The organism is Fulvivirga lutea, assembly GCF_017068455.1.
Lineage (GTDB): Bacteria > Bacteroidota > Bacteroidia > Cytophagales > Cyclobacteriaceae > Fulvivirga > Fulvivirga lutea.
In genome coordinates, this window is record NZ_CP070608.1 from 18832 (window position 1) to 40269 (window position 21438).

General features: G+C 37.5%; 25 protein-coding genes. 16 read left to right on the forward strand and 9 right to left on the reverse strand.

Annotation, left to right across the window (positions count from 1 at the left end):
- Window positions 1-64 precede the first annotated feature (64 nt).
- The gene (locus tag JR347_RS00130; protein WP_205722041.1) at window positions 65-484 is read left to right on the forward strand and encodes a nucleoside-diphosphate kinase; all 420 of its coding nucleotides are present in this window, start codon (window positions 65-67) and stop codon (window positions 482-484) included.
- Between the two features lie 45 nt (window positions 485-529).
- Here JR347_RS00130 and JR347_RS00135 read toward each other — a convergent pair whose 3' ends face one another.
- Both JR347_RS00135 and JR347_RS00140 read right to left on the reverse strand, forming a co-directional pair.
- Complete coding sequence (locus JR347_RS00135; RefSeq protein ID WP_205722042.1) at window positions 530-1975, reverse strand: aldehyde dehydrogenase; 1446 nt, start codon at window positions 1973-1975, stop codon at window positions 530-532.
- On the reverse strand, window positions 1975-2763 hold the full coding sequence (locus tag JR347_RS00140) for an SDR family oxidoreductase (protein ID WP_205722043.1): 789 nt from the start codon (window positions 2761-2763) through the stop codon (window positions 1975-1977). Before JR347_RS00140 ends, JR347_RS00135 begins: the two co-directional genes overlap by 1 nt.
- A gap of 66 nt (window positions 2764-2829) precedes the next feature.
- Between JR347_RS00140 and JR347_RS00145 the strand changes: the two genes are divergently transcribed.
- Genes JR347_RS00145 through JR347_RS00160 form a run of 4 tightly spaced genes read left to right on the forward strand, consistent with a single transcriptional unit; the run spans window position 2830 to window position 6455 of the window.
- Window positions 2830-3357, forward strand: coding sequence for a 3-hydroxyanthranilate 3,4-dioxygenase (locus tag JR347_RS00145; protein ID WP_205722044.1), 528 nt, complete (start codon window positions 2830-2832; stop codon window positions 3355-3357).
- Window positions 3357-3833, forward strand: a complete 477-nt coding sequence (locus tag JR347_RS00150; protein WP_205722045.1) for a methylated-DNA--[protein]-cysteine S-methyltransferase — start codon at window positions 3357-3359, stop codon at window positions 3831-3833. Before JR347_RS00145 ends, JR347_RS00150 begins: the two co-directional genes overlap by 1 nt.
- Window positions 3834-3852: 19 nt before the next feature.
- The gene (kynU, locus tag JR347_RS00155) at window positions 3853-5121 is read left to right on the forward strand and encodes a kynureninase (protein ID WP_205722046.1); all 1269 of its coding nucleotides are present in this window, start codon (window positions 3853-3855) and stop codon (window positions 5119-5121) included.
- On the forward strand, window positions 5118-6455 hold the full coding sequence (locus tag JR347_RS00160) for an FAD-dependent oxidoreductase (protein ID WP_205722047.1): 1338 nt from the start codon (window positions 5118-5120) through the stop codon (window positions 6453-6455). Before kynU ends, JR347_RS00160 begins: the two co-directional genes overlap by 4 nt.
- Here the strand turns inward: JR347_RS00160 and JR347_RS00165 are convergent.
- Window positions 6444-6893, reverse strand: a complete 450-nt coding sequence (locus tag JR347_RS00165) for a hypothetical protein (RefSeq protein ID WP_205722048.1) — start codon at window positions 6891-6893, stop codon at window positions 6444-6446. The two genes, JR347_RS00160 and JR347_RS00165, sit on opposite strands and share 12 nt — an antisense overlap.
- Before the next feature lie 50 nt (window positions 6894-6943).
- Window positions 6944-8395, reverse strand: coding sequence for an MltF family protein (locus tag JR347_RS00170; protein ID WP_205722049.1), 1452 nt, complete (start codon window positions 8393-8395; stop codon window positions 6944-6946).
- 55 nt (window positions 8396-8450) lie between these two features.
- On the opposite strand from JR347_RS00170, the gene JR347_RS00175 reads away from it, so the two are divergent.
- Together JR347_RS00175 and JR347_RS00180 are read left to right on the forward strand one after the other, a co-directional pair.
- Window positions 8451-8753 (forward strand): DUF4286 family protein, encoded by a 303-nt coding sequence (locus tag JR347_RS00175; RefSeq protein ID WP_205722050.1) that lies wholly within the window; start codon window positions 8451-8453, stop codon window positions 8751-8753.
- A 116-nt stretch (window positions 8754-8869) separates the two neighbouring features.
- Window positions 8870-9247, forward strand: coding sequence for a DUF1987 domain-containing protein (locus tag JR347_RS00180; RefSeq protein WP_205722051.1), 378 nt, complete (start codon window positions 8870-8872; stop codon window positions 9245-9247).
- Here JR347_RS00180 and JR347_RS00185 read toward each other — a convergent pair.
- Window positions 9233-9691 (reverse strand): GNAT family N-acetyltransferase, encoded by a 459-nt coding sequence (locus JR347_RS00185; RefSeq protein WP_205722052.1) that lies wholly within the window; start codon window positions 9689-9691, stop codon window positions 9233-9235. The genes JR347_RS00180 and JR347_RS00185 overlap by 15 nt on opposite strands.
- A gap of 54 nt (window positions 9692-9745) precedes the next feature.
- Between JR347_RS00185 and JR347_RS00190 the strand changes: the two genes are divergently transcribed.
- Window positions 9746-10492 (forward strand): tryptophan-rich sensory protein, encoded by a 747-nt coding sequence (locus JR347_RS00190; protein WP_205722053.1) that lies wholly within the window; start codon window positions 9746-9748, stop codon window positions 10490-10492.
- Window position 10493: 1 nt separating this feature from the next.
- Here the strand turns inward: JR347_RS00190 and serS are convergent, their stop codons facing one another.
- The gene (gene serS, locus JR347_RS00195; protein WP_205722054.1) at window positions 10494-11768 is read right to left on the reverse strand and encodes a serine--tRNA ligase; all 1275 of its coding nucleotides are present in this window, start codon (window positions 11766-11768) and stop codon (window positions 10494-10496) included.
- Between the two features lie 292 nt (window positions 11769-12060).
- On the opposite strand from serS, the gene rho reads away from it, so the two are divergent.
- The 3 genes from rho to sdaAA are packed head-to-tail and all read left to right on the forward strand — an operon-like array spanning window position 12061 to window position 15472.
- Window positions 12061-13668 (forward strand): transcription termination factor Rho, encoded by a 1608-nt coding sequence (rho, locus tag JR347_RS00200; protein ID WP_205722055.1) that lies wholly within the window; start codon window positions 12061-12063, stop codon window positions 13666-13668.
- Window positions 13669-13720: 52 nt separating this feature from the next.
- Window positions 13721-14527, forward strand: a complete 807-nt coding sequence (locus tag JR347_RS00205; protein ID WP_205722056.1) for a sulfite exporter TauE/SafE family protein — start codon at window positions 13721-13723, stop codon at window positions 14525-14527.
- Window positions 14528-14563: 36 nt separating this feature from the next.
- Window positions 14564-15472: an L-serine ammonia-lyase, iron-sulfur-dependent, subunit alpha gene (gene sdaAA / locus JR347_RS00210; RefSeq protein ID WP_205722057.1), complete on the forward strand. Its 909-nt coding sequence runs from the start codon at window positions 14564-14566 to the stop codon at window positions 15470-15472.
- Here the strand turns inward: sdaAA and JR347_RS00215 are convergent.
- The 3 genes from JR347_RS00215 to upp are packed head-to-tail and all read right to left on the reverse strand — an operon-like array spanning window position 15426 to window position 17531.
- On the reverse strand, window positions 15426-15869 hold the full coding sequence (locus tag JR347_RS00215) for a hypothetical protein (protein WP_205722058.1): 444 nt from the start codon (window positions 15867-15869) through the stop codon (window positions 15426-15428). The genes sdaAA and JR347_RS00215 overlap by 47 nt on opposite strands.
- Window positions 15870-15923: 54 nt before the next feature.
- On the reverse strand, window positions 15924-16877 hold the full coding sequence (locus tag JR347_RS00220; RefSeq protein WP_205722059.1) for a calcium/sodium antiporter: 954 nt from the start codon (window positions 16875-16877) through the stop codon (window positions 15924-15926).
- A 9-nt stretch (window positions 16878-16886) separates the two neighbouring features.
- Window positions 16887-17531, reverse strand: a complete 645-nt coding sequence (upp, locus tag JR347_RS00225) for a uracil phosphoribosyltransferase (protein ID WP_205722060.1) — start codon at window positions 17529-17531, stop codon at window positions 16887-16889.
- Between the two features lie 100 nt (window positions 17532-17631).
- Between upp and JR347_RS00230 the strand changes: the two genes are divergently transcribed.
- The 5 genes from JR347_RS00230 to JR347_RS00250 all read left to right on the forward strand — a co-directional run bounded on the left by JR347_RS00230 (window position 17632) and on the right by JR347_RS00250 (window position 21436).
- A complete protein-coding gene (locus JR347_RS00230; RefSeq protein WP_205722061.1) occupies window positions 17632-18552 on the forward strand; it encodes a M20/M25/M40 family metallo-hydrolase in 921 nt (306 codons plus the stop codon).
- Window positions 18553-18620: 68 nt separating this feature from the next.
- A complete protein-coding gene (hpt, locus tag JR347_RS00235; protein ID WP_205722062.1) occupies window positions 18621-19148 on the forward strand; it encodes a hypoxanthine phosphoribosyltransferase in 528 nt (175 codons plus the stop codon).
- Between the two features lie 43 nt (window positions 19149-19191).
- On the forward strand, window positions 19192-19767 hold the full coding sequence (locus tag JR347_RS00240) for an adenylate kinase (RefSeq protein ID WP_205722063.1): 576 nt from the start codon (window positions 19192-19194) through the stop codon (window positions 19765-19767).
- Window positions 19768-19773: 6 nt separating this feature from the next.
- Complete coding sequence (gene obgE / locus JR347_RS00245; RefSeq protein ID WP_205722064.1) at window positions 19774-20766, forward strand: GTPase ObgE; 993 nt, start codon at window positions 19774-19776, stop codon at window positions 20764-20766.
- Between the two features lie 88 nt (window positions 20767-20854).
- Window positions 20855-21436: a nucleotide exchange factor GrpE gene (locus tag JR347_RS00250; RefSeq protein WP_205722065.1), complete on the forward strand. Its 582-nt coding sequence runs from the start codon at window positions 20855-20857 to the stop codon at window positions 21434-21436.
- The last annotated feature ends 2 nt before the right edge of the window (window positions 21437-21438 follow it).

The window sequence follows — 21438 nt, forward strand, 5'->3', positions numbered from 1 at the left end:
GCCAGAAATGGTATCTATAAAATAAAATTCTATTTTTGCGGCAAATTTTAGAAAACACAATATTATGGCTGGAAATAGAACTTTTACAATGATTAAGCCTGACGCTGTTGGAGCAGGTAATACTGGAGCAATCATTAAAATGATTGAAGAAGCTGGGTTTAAGATCATTGCAATGAAAAAAACCTACATGTCTAAAGAAAGAGCTGGACAATTTTATGAAGTACATAAAGAAAGACCTTTCTACAATGATCTAACTACTTATATGTCTTCAAGTGCGATTGTGCCAATGATCTTAGAAAAAGACAATGCAGTTGAAGATTTTAGAAAATTAATTGGGGCTACTAACCCGAAAGAAGCTGCTGAAGGAACTATCAGAGCTTTATTTGCTGAATCAATCGAAGCAAATGCTATTCACGGATCGGATTCTGACGAGAATGCTCAGATTGAAGGAAGTTTCTTCTTTTCAAGAGTTGAGCAATTCTAATAAAAATTGAAGGAAAAGCGAAAGGCACTCAGTTGAGTGCCTTTTTTATTTTGTATTAATACAAATATTCTTTGGTTCAGTAAAAAATCTAAGTGCTTCCCAGCCTCCTTCTCTTCCAACACCTGATTGTTTCATACCTCCAAAAGGAGTTCTTAAGTCTCTCACTAACCAGCAGTTCACCCATATAACACCACTTTTCACTGCATCTGCCACTCGATGGGCGCGTTTCAAATTTTCTGTCCAAATGGTAGCAGCCAAACCATAAGCAGTACTATTAGCAAAGCCAATAACTTCTTCTTCAGAATCAAAAGGCATAATGGTTACCACAGGTCCAAATATCTCTTCCTGATTCGTTCTGCAAGTATGATTCAAACCCGTTATTACTGTGGGAGTTATAAAATAGCCTTCAGCACATCGGCCATCCAACTTAATTTGATTCCCTCCAGTTTCTACGGTGCCCCCCTCCTCTTTAGCCAATTCAATATAGCTTAAAACTTTTTTCATATGGGATTTCGATACTACGGCACCCATTTTAGAACCTTCTTCAAGTGGGTCTCCAACATTTAATTTTTTCACCTTTTCGACAAACTCTTTTACAAATCGATCATAAATCGGTCTTTCCACAAAAATGCGTGAGCCACAAAGGCATATCTGACCTTGATTGGCAAATGAAGACATGACTGACGTGGCAAGTACCTTTTCAAAATCGCAATCAGCAAAAACAATGTTTGGGTTTTTTCCTCCCAGCTCCAATGATAGCTTCTTAAACATAGGAGCTGCGGTTGCAGCTATTCGTTTTCCTGTTTCGGTGCCTCCCGTAAAGGAAATAAGTGGTACATCGGGGTGTTCAATTATAGCCTGTCCAGCTTTTGAACCAAGACCATGAACGATATTTAAAACTCCCGCTGGCATTCCTGCCTCTATACACAGCTTTGAAAAAAGATAAGCCGTCATCGGTGTTATCTCAGAAGGTTTAGCAACTACTGTATTACCGGCTGCTAGAGCTGGTGCTATTTTCCAGGTGAATAAATACAAAGGCAAATTCCAGGGAGAAATGCACCCTGCTACACCAACAGGTTTTCTTGTAGTGTAGTTGATGTATTGGTCATCAGGAATATGAGCCTCTGAAGCAAAATGCTGAATCGCAGTGGCATAGAATCGCATGTTGGCCGATGCTCGAGGAATATCCACACTTTTTGCCAATTTCAAAGGCTTTCCATTATCATTGGATTCTGCCAGAGCCAACTTTTCATGATCTCGATCGATAAGATCGGCTACTTTATTTAATATTTTACCTCGCTCTGTAATAGATAAACTTGACCATTCTGGAAATGCTTTCTTAGCAGCTTCAATTGCATTTTTAACATCACTTTCATCAGAGTCTGGAATAAGACTGTACACTTTTCCTTCTGCCGGATTGTAATTATCCAGATAGTTACCTGAAAGAGGCACAACTAATTGTCCACCTATATAATTTTGAATTTTTTCCATTAAAGTGAAGCTAACCGCCCTCCGTCAACAGGTAAGTTAATTCCGTTAATATAGCCAGCGCTAGGGCTCACTAAAAACATAATAGCTGCCGCGGTTTCCTCAGGCGAAGCAAATCGATTGGCTGGAATTTCTGCGAGCATTTCTTTTTCTATATCAATTTCTAATTTACCCAGCTTGCTCGCTTTATTTTTAATAATAGACTCTAAACGTAAGGTCTGTGTCGCTCCAGGTAGTACATTATTAACTGTTATGCCAAAGCCTCCCAGTTCATTGGCCAACGTTTTAGACCAGTTTGCTACGGCTCCTCTAATTGTATTTGACACACCTAGACCCGGAAGCGGTGCTTTTACTGAAGTAGAAATAATATTAACAATTCTACCATAACCGCTCTTTTTCATAAGCGGAACAAACGCCTGAGCCAATATCTGATTACAAATTAAATGTCGGTTAAAAGCAAGTCTATATTCATCCAGGTTTGCATCTATGGCTTTTCCTCCTGCAGGCCCACCACTATTATTCACCAATATTTCAACTGATGTTATTTTCTTAGATGCATTTTCAAGGGTTTCTTTCAAAGCGGATGGGTCATCAAAATCAGCCACCAAATAGTGATGTTTTTGTCCATCCTTAACTGATAGTAATTCTAAAGTATCTTTCAACTTAGCTTCATTTCTGGCTATAAGAATAATACTGGCACCATAATTAGCTAGCTCACGTGCAGTAGCCTTCCCAATTCCATCAGTACTTCCACACACTACTGCGGTTTTGCCCTTCAAATCCAAATTCATACGTTTCTATCCTTCTAATTACTTTACAATTTTTGCTAAATTTAAAGAGAAAATAACAAACACCTTATGGCTATTAAAAGACCTTTCAATCTTAAAAAGTGGATAGAAGAAAATCGTGATATTTTAAAACCACCTGTAGGCAATAAAAACCTGTATGCCGATGCAGGTGATTACATTGTTATGATCGTTGGCGGACCGAATGCCCGAAAGGATTATCACTACAATGAAACTGAAGAACTTTTCTATCAATTGGAGGGTGATATTCTTGTGAAAATACAGGAAGATGGAAAGGCTGTTGATGTGCCCATCAAAGAAGGAGAAATGTATCTACACCCGGCCAAAGTGCCACATTCACCGATTAGACCAGCGGGTAGCGTAGGATTAGTGATTGAAAGAAAAAGGGAGTCAGATCATACAGATGGCCTAATGTGGTTCTGCGACAAATGCAATAACAAATTGCACGATACTTACTTCCCTTTAACAAACATTGAAAAGGATTTCCTGCCAAGGTTTAAAGAATTCTATGGATCAGAAGAAATGAGAACTTGTGATAACTGTGGCCATGTAATGGAAACAGATGAGCGATTCGTGTAATGTATCAGGAAGTATATAAAAGTCCTATAGGCGATTTACTTATTTCTTCGGATGCGGATTCAATCATTTCTATTGAATTTGATGGAAGTATTGATTCTCATAATCCTTCTGCCCTAACAAGCGAATGTATTTCTCAGTTAAAGGAATACTTTTCTGATGAACGTAATTCTTTTGATCTACCACTAAACCCTGAAGGGACAGAATTTCAAAAATCAGTTTGGAATCAGCTGCTGGAAATTCCTTTTGGAAAATCAATTTCCTACTCAAAGTTAGCCGTTTCGTTAGGTGACATTAAAACAATTAGAGCAGCCGGAACTGCCAACGGTAAAAACAAAATTCCTATCATTATTCCATGCCACCGTGTGATAGGAAAAGACGGTTCTATGGTTGGTTTTTCCGGAGGAGTTTGGAGAAAAGAGTGGCTGTTAAAACATGAAGGCATATTACAGGGTGAGCAGATGAAGATTTTTGGCTAATATTGGCAAAACTCTAATTATGGATTTCAAAATTACCGAGGAGTACGCACTCGAGTTAGACAATAAAGACCCACTTAAAGAATACAGATCACAATTTCACATTCCTGTGATCAATGGAAAAGAGAGCATTTATTTTACTGGTAATTCTTTAGGTCTTCAACCGAAGACAACTAAACAGTACCTTGAAGAAGAGTTAGAAGATTGGAAAAACCTTGGAGTTGAAGGTCATTTTCATGCAAAGCATAGGCCTTGGTTTCATTATCATAAATTCACCAAAGTGCTTTTGGCAGAAATTGTGGGAGCCAAACCTATTGAAGTAGTTTCCATGAACAACCTCACTTCCAATCTTCATTTGATGATGGTTTCATTCTACCAACCAACCAACAAAAGATATAAGATCATTATGGAAGGTGGTGCATTTCCATCGGATCAGTATGCAGTGGAAAGTCAGGTTAAATTTCATGGGCTTAAACCTTCCGAAGCTATTGTGGAAATATTCCCTAGATCTGGCGAGGATACTTTGCGCACTGAGGACATCATTGATGTAATTAAGGAGCATGGTGGAAGTGTGGCATTGGTTCTTTTTAGTGGAGTTCAGTACTATACAGGCCAGTATTTTGATATTAGGTCAATCACGAGTTCAGCCCATGAAGTTGGAGCATTTGCAGGATTTGATTTGGCCCATGCAGTGGGTAATGTAAAACTGGATTTGCATGATTCAGGAGCTGATTTTGCTACCTGGTGTAGCTACAAATATTTAAATTCCGGACCCGGAGGAGTAAGCGGTATTTTTGTGCATGAAAGACATGCAAACAATTCAGAATTACCACGTTTTGCAGGTTGGTGGGGTCATGATGAAGGTCAGCGCTTTAAAATGGAGAAAGGCTTTATTCCTATGGAAGGAGCTGACGGCTGGCAATTGAGTAATGTAAATGTATTATCCTCTGCCGCTCACCTTGCCTCACTAAAAATATTTGAAGAAGCTGGTCTGGAAGCCTTAAGAAAGAAAAGCAGCCAACTTACCAATTATCTTCGGTATTTGCTTAAAAGTCTTAATTCAGATTTGATAAATATTATCACACCTGATTCTGAAGGTGCCTATGGCTGCCAATTATCTATTGTTATCAAAGAAAAGGGAAAGAAAGTATTTGATGAATTAACCAAAGCAGGTGTAATAGCCGATTGGCGAGAGCCAGAAGTAATAAGAGTGGCCCCGGTACCACTTTACAATACATTTAAAGATGTCTATACTTTTTATTCAATCCTGAAAAAGACGATGAATTTATGAAAAGTGTGAAAAACATAACCATTGCAGGCGCTGGTCTGGTAGGGTCGTTAATGTCTATTTACCTAGCTAAGAGAGGTTACAAAGTAACCATTTTTGAAGGACGGAAAGACATTCGTGCAGCCGGAAAAGCAGAAGGTAGGTCAATTAATTTGGCGCTTAGCAATCGAGGCTGGCTACCACTAAAGGAGGTTGGTTTAGAGTCTACTGTTGAAAAAATGGTGATCCCCATGCGCGGGCGTATGATGCATGATGAAGAAGGCTTTTTAACCTTTCAGCCGTACGGAAGAGAAGGTCAGGCAATCAACTCGATTTCAAGAGGCGGATTGAATGAGGTTTTAATGAATGCTGCTGAAAAAGAAGGGGTGGAAATTAAATTTGAATGCAAATGCGTAGGTATAAATTTTGATGAAAGTATACTCCATTATGAAAACGCAGGAACTCGATACAGTCAAAAATCGGATTTAATTATAGGTGCAGATGGCGCTTTTTCAGTGATCAGGCGCTTAATGCAAAGAACCGACCGCTTTAATTACTCACAGCACTATATCGAACATGGCTATAAAGAGTTAAGCATACCTCCAAGTGCCAATGGTGGTTTTGAGATTGAAAAAAATGCTCTTCATATATGGCCAAGAGGCAACTTCATGCTGATAGCACTTCCTAATCAGGATGGTAGTTTTACCTGCACGTTATTTTTCCCATTTGAAGGAAGCCCATCTTTTGAAAGCTTAAAAAATGATGACCAGATTAGAAATTTCTTCCAAAAGACTTTTCCCGATGCATATAATTTAATGCCTTCGTTGCTAAAGGATTTTCATAACAACCCAACATCATCATTAATTACCATCAAATCGTATCCATGGGTTAAAAACAGAACCTTGCTTATTGGAGACGCCAGCCATGCAATTGTTCCTTTTTATGGTCAGGGTATGAACAGCGGATTCGAAGATTGTCGTGTTCTGAATGACTTACTTAATGATTATGAAGATGACTGGAGCAAAGTACTACCAAAGTTTCAGGAACAGCGTAAACCAGATGCAGATGCCATCTCTGATTTAGCGCTAAAAAATTTCATTGAAATGCGCGATTTAGTGGGCGATGAAGATTTTCTTTTGCGTAAAAAGATTGAAGCTAAAATCTATGAGCAATTTCCACAAAAGTGGGTTCCACTATATTCAATGGTTACATTTAAAGAGGACATACGCTACTCTGAAGCGATGAAAACAGGTGAAAAGCAAAAAGCCATTATGGATAAGGTAATGGCTCAGACTGATATTCATAAAAACTGGGAAAAGCTAGATTTAAAGAAGCTTGTAGATCAACTACAATCCTAGCTGTCTTTTTAATACATCGTATGTATCTTTTTCCTGTGGGTCGGGGTCGGCATCGGGTCCTGCGAAAAGATCTAAAGTTTCATTTAAAAACTCTTTTGATGAGGGGCTGGTCTGCAAGTGCTCTTTTAATGCCTCTAAAAACTTACTTTCCCACATTTCTCTGTTTTTGAGCAAATAGCGGATTTCCGCTTTGTAGATAAGCATTAAGTTCTCTTCTTTCTCGTCAGTACCTAAATCTTCAGTAGCAAACTCATCGCCCAAAATTTTTGATAGTCGTTTTAATGTCATCCATTCTTCACTGTCTAACTGACCGTCACTCATAACCAGTATACAGGCTGGCAGTAAATGGGCAATGTAAGTGAACTGTTCTTTATTCACTTCTAAAAATCTTGCTTCTGTATATTCCTTGTAAAGGCTATCTATTTTTCCTGCAGACATCTATTAAAATTTTAAGTAGTTGGTCACTAAAATATAATTTTATGATTAATTCAACTACCGATTAATTGATTATACTGTTCATAGTAATTAAAAATATCTCTCACATAGTTTACAGGTTCATCACCGCGGCAATACCCAGAAGTAACTATAGGATCAGTGAAGTATTCTTTATTAGATTTTAGGCGCAGATATTTTGCTACATTTCCCTCCCACTGAGTTGGATCATGATCGTATTTTTCGGCCAAATTTCGAGCATCCTCTACATGCCCTAATCCAACATTATAAGATGCAAGAACAAATTTCTGTCGTACTCTTTTATCATCAATAGTTTTCGCCCACAAACTATCTAAATAATCCATATATGAAATGGCAGCATTGATATTTTGCTCCGGGTCAAACATATTTCTGGCTCCGTACCGCCTTCCTGTTTCGGGTATTAATTGCATCAGGCCATAAGCCCCGGCCCATGATTTTGCTTTCGGATCAAACCTACTTTCTCTATACATCTGTGCTACAATCAATTTCCAATCCCAGTCTAGTTTGGTAGCAGCGTCTTTCACCAATTCATCATAAGGTGAGATTTTACCGCCTCCAGATGAGGAAAATTCACTTTTAACCCGCAGCAGAGAGCTTCTGGGGCTATTATAATACTTTCTATAGATTACGTTAAAAGTTGGTTTCTTCTTTATTTTCTTCAACCATTTATTAACCGACTCTAAAAGCTTTGGAGAATTTTTTCTAACTGCCCAGGCAATTTGCTGCGGAAAACTTATTGGAGTTTTAACGTCAATGTTCGGATAATAAGCTGCATTTACATCAGCAACCATTTCATCGGCCACCGTATATTCTACATTACCTTTCGATACTTCTCTGATGATTCCTTCTGTTTCAACAGTATCTGGTTCTTCAACTATGATAATATCACCACCAATTTCATTCGATAAATTCTTTAAACGTTCAATGTAAGCTGAGCCTTTTCGCACATTAACTTGCTTTCCAATTAAATTAACTTGATTTCTAATTAAGGCATCCTCAGTTTCATCTTTTGTGATTTCTCTCCAATTATCAGGTTTCTTCTGAACCAGCACCTGGCGGGTAGTAAAATGATAGTCGGTAAAAGCCACAATGTCCTTCCTTTCCTTAGTAACTGTTAATGAGAAGGCAATAATATCTCCTTCACCCTTATTTAACATTTCAAAGGCCTGATCGATACTAGTTATAAGTCTGGTATCCAATCTGAGTTTTTGTTCATCTGCATACTTTTTGAGCAATTCATACTCATAGCCCATGGGTTGGCCTTTGTAGATAAAGTAGCCAGTGCTACTATTGTCAACAATTGCAATGATGGAGCCTCGCTTTTTTATTTTATCTAAATCGAATTTGACAGGATTAACTGCAGACTTATCTCTTGATGACAGCTTATCACTCTCCTGGCCAGAGGGTGTACAGCCAATGAAGTAAAGAAATAGTATGATTAAGTACTTCTGCGCATAAGAGCCCATGTTGTTGAAAATAATGATAATTTTGAACTTCTAAAAATGAAGAACCTTCCTAGACATGGTATTATATAATGTAACAGTGGGAATTGACCCTGATATTGAAGCTGAATGGCTATTATGGATGAAGGAAAACCATATTCCTGCAGTGATGGCAACTGGTAAGTTTGTTGAACATAAAATGTTTAAAGTTCTAACTCAGCAAGAGGAGGAAACTATTTCCTACAGTGTGCAATATTATGCTCAAACGATGAATGATGTTGAATTATACCTCAATGAACATGCACCCAGGTTAGTAGAAGAACATATGAAAAGGTATAAAAACAAGCATGTAGCATTTAGAACGCTACTGGAGCAGGTCTAATCTTAGTTCAAAGACGTATAATATGATTCAACGCCTCTATTGTTATTCCAAATAATTGAAATAGTAAATTAATAGTAGTTTTTGCTTATTCAGGATTGAGTAATTCGATCATGATTATGAAAACACTCTATTTTGAAGCAACTGAAGACTCACCCCTAGTATTGTTGAATGCTGAGTCAAATAAGTTTATTTTGAAAGGACGTTCTTTTATGGAAGATCCTGTGCCTTTTCAATCCGCGATTCTGGAATGGCTTCGTAACTATATAATTACTGCAGAAAAAACTTTAGATGTTACGATAGAATTAGAATATGTAAGTTCTTCGAGCCATCATATGCTGCTTAATATTATGGCTGAACTTAACAAGTACTATATTTTTAATAAGTCAATAAATGTTAGCTGGGCCTATTATTCTAATGATGAATTTATGAAAGATTTAGTGCAGGAATTTAGAGAATCGTTCAGTATTCCAATTAAAGAATTAGTGCTTGCTTAAATCGATAGAGCAATTAATCCATTCAGCATCTAAATATGCCTGATAATACTTTTTGTAAAAATTAATTGCCGGCTCATTCCAATCTAATACCTGCCATACCATACCTGAACAATTCTCTGCCTTGCCTTTGTTAATCACTTGCTCAAAAAGTAGTTTACCAATGCCTTTACCCCGATGCTCCTGTGTAACGACAATATCTTCCAAATACATTCTCTTACCCTTCCATGTGGAGTAGCGATAATAATAAATGGCAATGCCAACAATATCACCATTACTTTCCGCCACATATAATCCAAATATTGGGTTCGCTCCGAAGCCATCTTTTTCCATCTGTTCAACGGTGTTGTCTACCTGATCACCAGCCTTTTCATAAACTGCCAACTCTTTGATCAGCTCCAACACTCTGGGTAGGTCATTTTTAACTCCTTCTCTGATATTAATCATTTATTTTTATTATTATTCATTAAACACTTAGCACATTAAAACATTATAAACTTAATGAAACTAATCTATTATCGAGCGCTCAATACTATTGGTCTTATTCTGGTTTTGGTAACTAATTATTTGGCTAATGCGCTGCCTATTAATGGCTATTCAACAGGTGAACTCTCTTCGTTTTATCCAAACTTGTTTGTGCCTGCCGGTATCACATTTTCTATTTGGGGTATCATTTATCTGCTGTTGATTATTTTCATAATCATGCAATGGAAAACCAGTAATGATAATGTTGTTAAGAATTTAGGGACACTCTTTTTTATGAATTGCCTTTTAGACACCTCATGGATACTGGTCTGGCATTATAGATATGAGGAATTATCTGTTTTAATCATGCTAGGGCTTCTCACTAATTTAATCAGTATTTATTTGAGGCTAGGTAACCTTAGTTTTAATTCAGTTATCGATAAGTTCATCGTAAAAACTCCATTCAATATTTACTTCGGGTGGATTTGTGTTGCCACTATTGCAAATATTACCACATTACTCGTTCATTGGGAGTTTAGTCCAGCTTACCCAGAATACTGGACAATTGCCATGATAATGGTAACTCCTGTGCTGGTTTTTCTGGTTAATCGAAAAGGAATAAACCTATTCTACACCGCAACAATAATTTGGGCTCTCAGTGGTATAGCATACAAGAGAAGTATGGAAGGTGGCCCTGAAGTGATCATGATCGCTTGTTATGTTGCTATTGCACTAGCTGCTTCAAGTTATTTTATCAGACTAGCGCAACGCAAATTTTCATAAATTAATTGATCATATCGAAACCTGTGTAAGGCACCAGTATCTTTGGTATTTTTATACCTTCAGGAGTTTGATTATTCTCTAGTATTGAAGCGATAATTCTTGGTAATGCTAATGCACTGCCATTAAGTGTGTGCAGTAGTTGGGTTTTCTTATCATCACCTCTGTACCTAAGTTTTAGCCTGTTGGCTTGAAAAGTCTCGAAATTACTTACAGAACTTACCTCTAACCATTTTTGCTGAGCCGCAGAGAATACCTCCATATCAAATGTTTGTGCAGACGTAAAACCTAAATCACCGGCACACAGATTTAACACTCTATAAGGCAATTCCAATTTCTCCAATAAGCCCTGTACATATTTACACATCTCATCCAGGCTCTTGTACGATTTATCCGGATGCTGTATTTGTACAATCTCCACTTTATCAAACTGATGTAATCTATTTAAACCTCTCACATGCGCACCCCAAGAACCTGCTTCTCTCCTAAAACAAGGGGTGTAGCCAACATGCTTGATAGGAAGTTTGTCCACTTCAACGATCACATCTCTATACATGTTTGTAATTGGTACCTCGGCTGTAGGTATCAAAAAATAATTCTCCTCAGTAATATGATACATCTGGCCATCCTTATCAGGCAACTGACCTGTACCGTAGCCTGAATCTTCATTGATCACAATGGGTGGCTGCACTTCTTCGAAGCCCATTTTTACGGCTTCGTCTAAAAAGAAGTTTATCATAGCACGCTGAAGTCTTGCCCCTTTTCCTTTATAGAATGGAAATCCAGCCCCTGAAACTTTATTGCCTAGTTCAAAATCAATAATGTCGTATTTTTTGATCAGCTCCCAATGTGGTAATGCTCCATCATGTAAGGTAGGTACGCTTCCATGTTCGTAAACAACCTCATTTGCCTCTGCATTTGCGCCAGCAGGAACATTAGAATTTGGTGTGTTAGGAACTTTGTATAATAATTGTCTTAACTCATCTTCCAATGAATTGAGTTTTTCAGTAAGATTCTTACTTTCAGATTTTAATTCACTGCTTTTATTTTTAATCGCTTCGGCCTCTTCTTTATTACCACTTTTCATAAGTTGGCCAATTTGCTTAGAAAGTTGATTTGCCTCAGCAAGAATTTCATCGTTTTTGGTCTGAGTTGCTTTCCTTTCGTCATCCACTTCAATAATTCTATTAATTAAAGATGAAGCATCTTTTAACTGACGTTTTTCAAGAGCACTTATTACTTTCTCTTTCTCTGCACGTACGCGATTTACTTCTAGCATAATTGGTTTTTATTAAAATCGCTGCAAAATAATGCATTTTTAAAGTAAAAGGGGAAGAATATTTAGGGTAGATTGATTATTTACAAATAAAATTTGTGGATTGACTATGGTTACTATATTATTGCAATACCAATTATGAAGTAATTGACTTTAAGAATCATTTCCTGATAAAGAAAGTCATTCATCATCAACAATTTTATCTACAAGTCGAAATCAAAACGGTGAATTCTAAAACACCAAATCATTGATATTATTATAACCAAATTACATTCCAATACCACATTATTAATTTATGTATACGATTGAAGAATTAAACGTCAGGCTTCTTTCTGAATTGAAAGAAATAGCTGAAGAATTAAGCCTGAAAAACTACAAGAAACTCTCAAAAGAAGAGCTTGTTTACAAAATCCTTGATCAACAAGCCATCACTCCAGAAGAAAAGCTTCCTAAAAAGAAAACCTCAGAAGAAAAGCCGGCTCAAGAACAAAAGAAGCGTCCTAGAAAAAGAGAAAACGTAACTGAAAAGAAAGATGCTAAAGACATGAATGCCGATGAGCTATTAGAGTCTTTTGACATTGAACTTGAAAAGACTGCCGGCTCTAGCGATGATAAAAAAGATTCTAAGACAGATAATTCTAAGTCAGACAACAAAGGAAAGCCCGATAGAAAGGATAACAAATCTGAAAAGAAGGTCGATCGCAGTTCTAACAAAGAAAATAAAGATGATCGTGGCGACAGAGGAGGAAACAGAGATCACAAGAAAAAAGAAAGCGCCATTAAAGACTTTGATGGTGTAATAGAAAATGAAGGGGTGCTGGAAATCATGCAAGATGGCTATGGTTTCTTAAGGTCTTCAGATTATAACTATTTGGCCAGTCCAGATGATATATATGTCTCTCCATCGCAGATTAAACTATTTGGTTTAAAAACTGGGGATACAGTTCAGGGACAAATCAGGCCACCAAAAGAAGGTGAAAAGTATTTTGCCCTTCTTAGAGTTGGTACTGTTAACGGAAAAACCACTGAGGAAATAAGAGATAGAGTTTCTTTTGAATACTTAACCCCTCTTTTCCCAGAAGAAAAAATAAAACTGAGCACTAAGCCCGATAACTATTCTACAAGAATTTTAGACTTATTTTCTCCTATAGGAAAAGGTCAGAGAGGTATGATTGTAGCTCAGCCAAAAACAGGTAAAACTGTATTGTTAAAGAACGTGGCCAATGCCATTGCCGAGAACCATCCGGAATGTTATTTGATCATTCTACTTATTGACGAACGTCCTGAAGAAGTAACAGATATGGCCAGAAGTGTAAAAGCAGAGGTTATCTCTTCTACTTTCGATGAGCAGGCCGAAAGACATGTTAAAGTATCGAGCATGGTGCTTGAGAAAGCTAAAAGGATGGTAGAGTGTGGCCACGATGTTGTTATACTTCTTGATTCAATCACAAGACTTGCGAGAGCTTACAACACTGTTGTACCATCATCAGGTAAAATACTTTCTGGTGGTGTGGATGCGAATGCACTACATAAGCCTAAAAGATTCTTCGGTGCGGCAAGAAATGTAGAGAATGGTGGTTCACTTACTATTATTGCTACTGCATTAATTGAAACAGGTTCTAAGATGGACGAGGTTATCTTCGAAGAATTTAAAGGTACAGGAAACATGGAATTGCAATTGGATAGAAAACTATCTAACAAGAGAGTTTATCCTGCTATTGATGTTCCTGCTTCTGGCACAAGAAGAGAAGACTTACTCATGTCAGAGGAAGAGCTACAGAGAGTTTGGATACTACGCAAATTCATGTCTGATATGAATTCGAATGAAGCTATGGATTTCCTACTTTCAAAAATGAGAGGCACGCGAAATAACGAAGAGTTCCTGATTTCCATGAACGGATAAGTTTTATCGACTATATAATTAAAAGCTGCTTCGTGCAGCTTTTTTTATTGCAATGATTATATACACCTTACTTTTTATTGCCGGTTTAATAGGAGGGCTGTTAGCTGGCATCACCGGTGTGGGCACTGGTTTTATAATGATAGCTGTTATACCCTTGGCGCTGGCCAATATGGGTATTCCTGATGTGTTAATTGTACAACTCACGATTGCCAATACAATTTTTGCTACCATGTGCTCCTCTTTTCTGAACAACGTACAGTTAATGATTAAACGAAAAATGTATTGGAATGAAACCTTCATTCTGGCCATGGTGGCTGGAGCAACGGCTTCTATTCTTTTACAGTTAATTGTTTACAATTCTACCTATTCTAAAGAGGCCTATAATACGATTATTATAGTATTACTAGCCTATATAATTATTAGAACGCTTAGCAAACTCAGAAAACGCTTGGAGGAGAAAGAGAATATTACTCTTCCAAAATTAATAGTAACTGGAATAAGCGGTGGTGCAGTGGCTGCACTTACAGGCCTTGGTGGTGGTTCAATGGTAATACCAATGCTGAACCTTTGGATGAAGGTAGATATTATAAAGGCCAAGAAAATTAGCTATGGTACCATTTTTATCACCTCGCTCTTACTTACATTTCTGAATATCGTTAATAAACCTTCAATTGAATTAAGCTATTCGCATATAGGGTTTATTCTTTTTCCTGTGGCACTTCCATTAGCTGCTGGAGTAATTATCGGTTCCCCATTGGGCCTTAAATTGGGTGAAAAAACTCCCGCCAGAGTAATTTCTTACCTCTTCTTAACGATCATTGGAATTGTGATGCTTCGCAAAATCATTGAGTTGCTCTGATAAGTTTCCGTTAACTTTGTTGAAAAGCAACAAACTATGGCGCTATTATTTAATGATTTTGCTAGTTGGAAAGAATATTGCGTAGAACACAAAGTTCCATTATTTCAACCTGTTCTTGATTACGAAAAAGAACAAAAAGGAAGAAATGAAACTGATGTTTGGTCGGGACTACAACGTGCTTATGACGTCATGAAAGAAGCAGTAGATACCGGCCTCTCTGAAGACATGTCTTCACGGTCAGGCATGATAAACAATGGAGCCAAAAAGGTTTATCAAAACGAAAAAACTGTGCTTTCCAGGGAATTTCAAAATCTGATTTCAAGAGCACTTGCAGCTAAAGAAGTAAATTCATGTATGGGAAGAATTGTAGCCGCACCTACTGCCGGGGCTTCAGGCATTCTTCCTGGCACACTTTATACACTTCAGGAAATTCATGGACTCGAGGATAAAAAAATATTAGAAGGACTATTAATTGGCGCTGGCATTGCGTTAATCATTGAACAAAAAGCTTCGCTAGCGGGTGCTGTTGGTGGTTGTCAGGCAGAAACCGGTAGTGCTGCAGCCATGGCTTCTGGTGCTATTGTTTATTGTTTGGGCGGAGATATCGATCAAATTTTTAACGCGGTAGCGATAACGGTGCAGTGTATGCTCGGCCTTGTTTGTGATCCTGTTGCTGGTTTGGTGGAAGTACCTTGCGTGGTGCGTAATGCAAGTGCAGCGGCCATAGCTAATTCTTCCGCACAAATTGCACTTTCAAATGTGAGTGCCGTTATCCCAGTAGATGAATGCATTGATGCTATGGGTGAAGTAGGGCAAAGCATGGAAAACAGATATAAAGAAACTGCCATGGGTGGTTTAGCTGCTACCAAAACCGGTCAGGCTATTTCTAAAAAAGTTCTTATTCAGGATATAGAAATTCTTCCGGATGAGAATCCTGAGGAATAAATGCTTTGATAGTATCCCCGGCATAATACACTAGCGCTGTTAAAACAAACGACCAAACCACAGCGCTTACTAGCATATACGTAATTACCACTTTCTTTGGAGTGTGATAAGTGGCTAACAAAAGAGTACCGCCTATCGGTGTTAGTAAAATAGGTGTTAAAAAGGCTACACCTTTGATTCCATATTTCTTCCAAATGGCAACAAACTGCCTATTACGTTTTGTGAATACTTTCTTTTTCTTGAAAATTCTATTTAACCAATTTTCACGGATATAATTTCCCAGATAGGTAAATAAAATCACGCTGGCCATCATCCCAACAACGGTGATAATAACAGTAAATAAATACGAAAACCCTGCTCCATAGCCTCCTACGGGTCCAAATATGAACTTTAACATAGTGAGCAAAATAATGGATATGGTTTTGAGTATTTCAGCGATCATCCTGTAAAATTAGGATATCACACTGTATGTATATACTAAATAGATAAGAAGTAATAAACCACCCGCAAATCTTGCCATTCTACGCTTATAAAGCATCAAAGGAAGAATCAAAAGAGTGATGCCCAGCATTACCGTCATATCCTGATGAATGATGGCCTCACTAACGTGAATATCTTGAATGATACTTGTGATGCCTAGAATTGAAAGAATATTAAAGATGTTAGATCCCATCAGGTTACCTAATGCCAGATCAGTTTCTTTCTTAATTGAGGCCACAATAGCTGTTACTAATTCAGGCAAGCTAGTTCCTAATGCTAAAACTGTAATACCAATAACCCTTTCACTTACACCTAAGAAAGAGGCCATTTCTTTTGCACCACCTACAAACCAATCGGCACCAAAGTATAAGCCAGCACAGCCACCAAGAATGTATAATGAATCTTTAATCAGGTTATTCGAAACTTCTGGTAGATCTAAATCCTCCTCAGAATCTCTAAGAGCCTTGGTCTCCTTCCTTGACTTCCTTATTATATAAACGGTGTAAACTATTAAAAGAAGTATAAAAACCAATCCTTCAATAGAATCGATAACTGCATCTTTTTCTTTTACTACGAAATACAATATTAGTGCGCTGCCCATGCATACTGGCCAGTCTATCTTTATTGAATCTTTTTGAACATTAATTGGGCCGATGAGTGCTGTAATGCCAAGTACTAACGCCAAGTTGCAGATATTGGATCCAACCACATTACCCATGGTCATGTCAGGGCTTCCTTCCAAAGCAGCTTTAATACTTATCAATAATTCAGGGGCCGATGTGCCAAATGCTACAACAGTAAGGCCCACAACCAATGGAGATATATGTGCTCTTAAGGCAAGACTGGAAGCCCCACGTACGAGAAAGTCGCCTCCCATAATGAGGACAAACAATCCAACTATAAGCATTACAATATCTAATAACATAGTTTGTTACTATAACTTTTCTCCAAAACTTAGGTCACCGGCATCCCCCAGACCAGGCACAATAAATGAATGCTCATTGAGTTTCTCATCTAATGAAGCAGTCCAAATAGTGTAGTCTATGGACAAATGGTCGGCAATATAGTTAATTCCCTCTGGTGCAGCAACTGCTGAGACAAAATGTACTGAACTTGGCAATCCATTTACACTCAACTGATTAAAAGCCTTGATAAGGGACTTACCGGTAGCCAACATAGGGTCAATAATTATTAATGGTCTACCTTTTATTTTCGGTGCTGCTACATAGTCTAATTTTACCGAAACCTCAGATGTGCCTTCTTGCCTGTACTCACCTATAAATGCTACATCGGATTGCTCGAAGTAATCTAAGAATCCATTAAAAAAAGGTATTGATGCTCTTAATATTGTTACTAACACGGGCTGTTCGGAAAGTAGCTCTACATTAGCGGTTGCTAAAGGTGTTTCCACCTGTTGCGTGCTATACTTCAATGACTTGGACACCTCATAACCCATGATTTGACCTAATTTTTTCAAATTAAGTCTGAATTTGGCCCGATCCTTTTGAATACCTTTGTGCCTCAACTCATATAGAAAATGATTGGCAATAGATGCCTTTTCATTTATAACTACAACCATTAATGTGGCGGGGTTAGGGTTTGTACGATTAACAATTTATTATCGAAATATAATTATTATTAGATAACTAGTGGAATTTACATTGAAATATTTTTAAAAAATGAGTGACTTTACACTGTTAAAAAATTTATGCCAAATTCATGCTCCTTCTGGAAATGAGGCTCCAATCAAAGAATTTTTATTATCCTACATAGAAAATAATAAGTCAAATTGGAAAGTTGAGCCTCAGGTAATTCATGGTGAAGAATTTCAAGATTGTATCATTCTAAAATTTGGTAAACCCAGAACAGCCATTTTCGCTCATATAGATTCAATTGGATATACAGTAAGGTATGAAGATCAGCTCGTGCCGATAGGTGGGCCACATGCAGAATCCGGCACCAAATTGGTTGGTGAAGATAGTCTTGGTCCAATAGAATGTGAGCTATTGATTACAGAAGACCAACAAGTAAAATATAAGTTTGGCAGAGCCATCGATACAGGAACTGATCTTACATATAAATGTGATTTTAGGGAAACTAAGCAATATATAACCACCTGTTATCTTGATAACCGTTTGGGTGTATTTTCAGCATTAAAAGTAGCTGAAACGTTAGAAAATGGGGTTATTGTCTTTAGTTGCTGGGAGGAGCATGGCGGTGGATCTGTCCCCTATTTGATCAAATATATTTATGAAAATTGGAAAGTAAGAAATGCCTTGATCTCTGACATTACATGGGTTACTGACGGTGTTCATCCTGGTAATGGAGTTGTTGTTAGTATGCGTGACAGGAACATCCCCAGAAGAGCTTTCATCAATAAAATTGTTGGTTTAGCACAATCCAGTAAAATCCCCTTCCAACTAGAAGTGGAAGCCAATGGCAGTAGCGATGGCAGAGAAATTCAAACTTCTCCATATCCTGTAGACTGGTGCTTTATAGGAGCCCCGGAGGATAATGTTCATTCACCTGACGAAACCGTTAATAAAAAGGATATAGCCTCCATGATAGAACTATATTCCTACTTAATGAAAAAACTATAGCGTTGCGCTTTGGTTAATCTTTATATATTTGCAGGCTCATTTTAAAATACCCGTCTATACGGCTTATTATGGTAATTAAAGACAAGAAATTCGTCAAGTACATTACTCAGGAAGATATCAATAAGAAGGTCAAGAGTCTGGCTAGAAAAATTAATTCTGACTACAAAGAAAAAAGACCTTTGTTCATTGCCATATTGAATGGTTCTTTCATGTTCGCTGCTGATCTACTTAAAGAAGTTAAAATTGAATGCGAAATTTCCTTTGTAAAAGTAGCAAGCTATGAAGATATGGAGTCTTCTGGGAATGTGAAGCAGTTAATCGGGCTTAATGAAAACATCTTTAAAAAGGACGTTGTCATATTAGAAGACATTATTGATACAGGAAGAACTATTTCTAAAATTCAGGAAGAATTTCACTCCTTAGGAGCAACATCGGTAGAGGTAATTACGCTTTTACAAAAACCTAAATCTAAAGATGCAGGTATAGAACTTAAATATGTTGGCTTTGATATTCCCGATAAATTTGTTGTAGGTTATGGGCTTGACTACGATGGTATAGGAAGAAATACAAAGGATATATTTCAACTTAAAGACTAGCCCGAAATTTTACCTTATATTTAAAGCTTCAAAAAATTAGAACATGTTAAATATTGTACTGTTTGGCCCTCCCGGAGCAGGTAAGGGAACTCAAAGCGAAAAGCTTATAAAAAAATATAATCTTAACCATATATCAACAGGCGATCTTTTCAGAAAGCATTTAAGCGAAGGTACCGAGCTCGGTAAAAAAGCCCAGAAATTCATGGATGATGGCTTTTTAGTTCCTGATGAAGTGGTTATTGGCATGGTAGACGAAAAAATAAACTCTGAAGAAAATTCAAGTGGGTTTATTTTCGATGGATTTCCAAGAACAGTGAAACAGGCAGAAGCTTTAGATAAACTGTTAAATTCTAAGGGAACTCCAATCTCCGGAATGATCGCCTTAGAAGTACCTTTTGAAGAATTAAAAAAGAGACTACTCGAAAGAGGAAAAATATCCGGTAGGGCTGATGACCAAAGTGAAGAGAAAATTAACAACAGGATAAAAGTATATTTAGATGAAACACTTCCTGTTGCTGAATACTATAAAAAGCAGAACAAATTTAGTGGTGTAAATGGCGTTGGATCTATCGATGAGATTTTTGATAAAATTTGCACTGAAATAGATTCATTCAAATAACACAGAGTGTCCTCCTCCAACTTCATTGACTATGTAAAATTCTGTTCCCGCTCAGGTTCTGGCGGAAATGGGGCGGTACATTTTAGAAGAGAGAAGCACGTACCAAAAGGCGGGCCAGACGGTGGAAATGGTGGTAGAGGTGGTCACATCATACTCAAAGGAAATGCCCAACTCTGGACGTTACTTCACCTTAAATACAAAAAACATGTGATTGCCTCCAATGGCGAAGTTGGAGGTAAAAGTCGAAGTACTGGGGCAGATGGCGAAGATATAATAATCGAAGTACCATTGGGTACAGTAGCAAGAAATGCAGAAACTAACGAGAAGCTTTTTGAGATTACTGAAGATGGTGAAGAAAGAGTTCTTACGCCCGGAGGTAGAGGCGGTTTGGGTAACGAAAATTTTAAAACTGCAACCAACCAAACACCAAGATTTGCGCAACCTGGCGAACCTGGCCTGGAAGAATGGATAATCCTTGAATTAAAAGTTTTAGCGGATGTTGGCTTGGTGGGCTTCCCGAATGCTGGTAAATCAACATTGCTTTCTGTGCTTTCTGCAGCTAAACCAGAAATTGCCGATTACCCATTTACAACACTTGTGCCTAACCTAGGAGTTGTGTCATATCGGGATTACAAGTCATTTGTAATGGCAGATATTCCAGGAATTATCGAAGGAGCCTCAGAAGGTAAAGGTCTGGGAATTAGATTTTTAAGACATATTGAAAGAAACTCCATCCTTTTATTTCTGATACCTGCTGATGCTGATGATATTAAAAAAGAGTACGATATATTACTGGAGGAATTGAAGAAATACAATCCAGAGCTACTGGATAAAGAACGATTATTGGCTATTTCAAAATCTGACCTATTGGACGAAGAACTAAAAAAAGAAATGGCTCAGGTATTACCAGAAGGAATTCCTTATCACTTTATTTCCTCCATTACCCAGCAAGGGCTTACAGAACTGAAAGATACCATCTGGAAATCTTTAAACAGCTAATTTTGTGTCAATTTGACATATCCATGTCATTGGCAGAGTAATTGACACCTATTCTCGCATAAATTATTGGTTTATTGTAGAAAGGCATATGAAATCTGAAAATACAGAAGAAAAAGACACTTTAAACGAAGAAAAAGTGGATAAACAAGAAGAAACAGTCAACGAAGTGACGGAACAGGAGGAAGTGGAAGTAGAAGAAACTGAAGAAGAAACTGACGAGTTGACTAAAATAAAAGACGAGTTGGCAGAAAGTAAAGACAAGTATTTAAGGCTATATTCTGAGTTCGAAAATTTTAGAAGAAGAACGGCTAAAGAGAAATTAGACCTTGTGCGAACAGCGAATGAAGATTTAATGGCTGCTTTAATTCCTGTGCTTGATGACTTCGAAAGAGCTGAAAAATCCTTTGAAAAGGAAGATGTTGAAATGAAAGCTGTGAAAGAGGGAATTGACCTTGTGCACACCAAATTAAAGAAAGTATTAGAGCAAAAAGGATTAACCCCAATGAAAGGTGATATAGGCATGGACTTCGACCCTGATTTTCATGAAGCTATAACACAAATTCCTGCTCCTGAAAAGAAATTAAAAGGCAAGGTGGTAGATATCATTGAAAAAGGATATATGCTTAAAGAGAAAGTAGTACGATATGCCAAAGTGGTAACAGGTAACTAATC

Excerpts from the sequence above, each read along its gene's own strand:
- JR347_RS00130 (WP_205722041.1), top strand. The coding sequence starts at position 65 with ATGGCTGGAAATAGAACTTTTACAATGATTAAGCCTGACGCTGTTGGA.
- JR347_RS00135 (WP_205722042.1), bottom strand. The coding sequence starts at position 1,975 with ATGGAAAAAATTCAAAATTATATAGGTGGACAATTAGTTGTGCCTCTT.
- JR347_RS00140 (WP_205722043.1), bottom strand. The coding sequence starts at position 2,763 with ATGAATTTGGATTTGAAGGGCAAAACCGCAGTAGTGTGTGGAAGTACT.
- JR347_RS00145 (WP_205722044.1), top strand. The coding sequence starts at position 2,830 with ATGGCTATTAAAAGACCTTTCAATCTTAAAAAGTGGATAGAAGAAAAT.
- JR347_RS00150 (WP_205722045.1), top strand. The coding sequence starts at position 3,357 with ATGTATCAGGAAGTATATAAAAGTCCTATAGGCGATTTACTTATTTCT.
- kynU (WP_205722046.1), top strand. The coding sequence starts at position 3,853 with ATGGATTTCAAAATTACCGAGGAGTACGCACTCGAGTTAGACAATAAA.
- JR347_RS00160 (WP_205722047.1), top strand. The coding sequence starts at position 5,118 with ATGAAAAGTGTGAAAAACATAACCATTGCAGGCGCTGGTCTGGTAGGG.
- JR347_RS00165 (WP_205722048.1), bottom strand. The coding sequence starts at position 6,893 with ATGTCTGCAGGAAAAATAGATAGCCTTTACAAGGAATATACAGAAGCA.
- JR347_RS00170 (WP_205722049.1), bottom strand. The coding sequence starts at position 8,395 with ATGGGCTCTTATGCGCAGAAGTACTTAATCATACTATTTCTTTACTTC.
- JR347_RS00175 (WP_205722050.1), top strand. The coding sequence starts at position 8,451 with ATGGTATTATATAATGTAACAGTGGGAATTGACCCTGATATTGAAGCT.
- JR347_RS00180 (WP_205722051.1), top strand. The coding sequence starts at position 8,870 with ATGAAAACACTCTATTTTGAAGCAACTGAAGACTCACCCCTAGTATTG.
- JR347_RS00185 (WP_205722052.1), bottom strand. The coding sequence starts at position 9,691 with ATGATTAATATCAGAGAAGGAGTTAAAAATGACCTACCCAGAGTGTTG.
- JR347_RS00190 (WP_205722053.1), top strand. The coding sequence starts at position 9,746 with ATGAAACTAATCTATTATCGAGCGCTCAATACTATTGGTCTTATTCTG.
- serS (WP_205722054.1), bottom strand. The coding sequence starts at position 11,768 with ATGCTAGAAGTAAATCGCGTACGTGCAGAGAAAGAGAAAGTAATAAGT.
- rho (WP_205722055.1), top strand. The coding sequence starts at position 12,061 with ATGTATACGATTGAAGAATTAAACGTCAGGCTTCTTTCTGAATTGAAA.
- JR347_RS00205 (WP_205722056.1), top strand. The coding sequence starts at position 13,721 with ATGATTATATACACCTTACTTTTTATTGCCGGTTTAATAGGAGGGCTG.
- sdaAA (WP_205722057.1), top strand. The coding sequence starts at position 14,564 with ATGGCGCTATTATTTAATGATTTTGCTAGTTGGAAAGAATATTGCGTA.
- JR347_RS00215 (WP_205722058.1), bottom strand. The coding sequence starts at position 15,869 with ATGTTAAAGTTCATATTTGGACCCGTAGGAGGCTATGGAGCAGGGTTT.
- JR347_RS00220 (WP_205722059.1), bottom strand. The coding sequence starts at position 16,877 with ATGTTATTAGATATTGTAATGCTTATAGTTGGATTGTTTGTCCTCATT.
- upp (WP_205722060.1), bottom strand. The coding sequence starts at position 17,531 with ATGGTTGTAGTTATAAATGAAAAGGCATCTATTGCCAATCATTTTCTA.
- JR347_RS00230 (WP_205722061.1), top strand. The coding sequence starts at position 17,632 with ATGAGTGACTTTACACTGTTAAAAAATTTATGCCAAATTCATGCTCCT.
- hpt (WP_205722062.1), top strand. The coding sequence starts at position 18,621 with ATGGTAATTAAAGACAAGAAATTCGTCAAGTACATTACTCAGGAAGAT.
- JR347_RS00240 (WP_205722063.1), top strand. The coding sequence starts at position 19,192 with ATGTTAAATATTGTACTGTTTGGCCCTCCCGGAGCAGGTAAGGGAACT.
- JR347_RS00250 (WP_205722065.1), top strand. The coding sequence starts at position 20,855 with ATGAAATCTGAAAATACAGAAGAAAAAGACACTTTAAACGAAGAAAAA.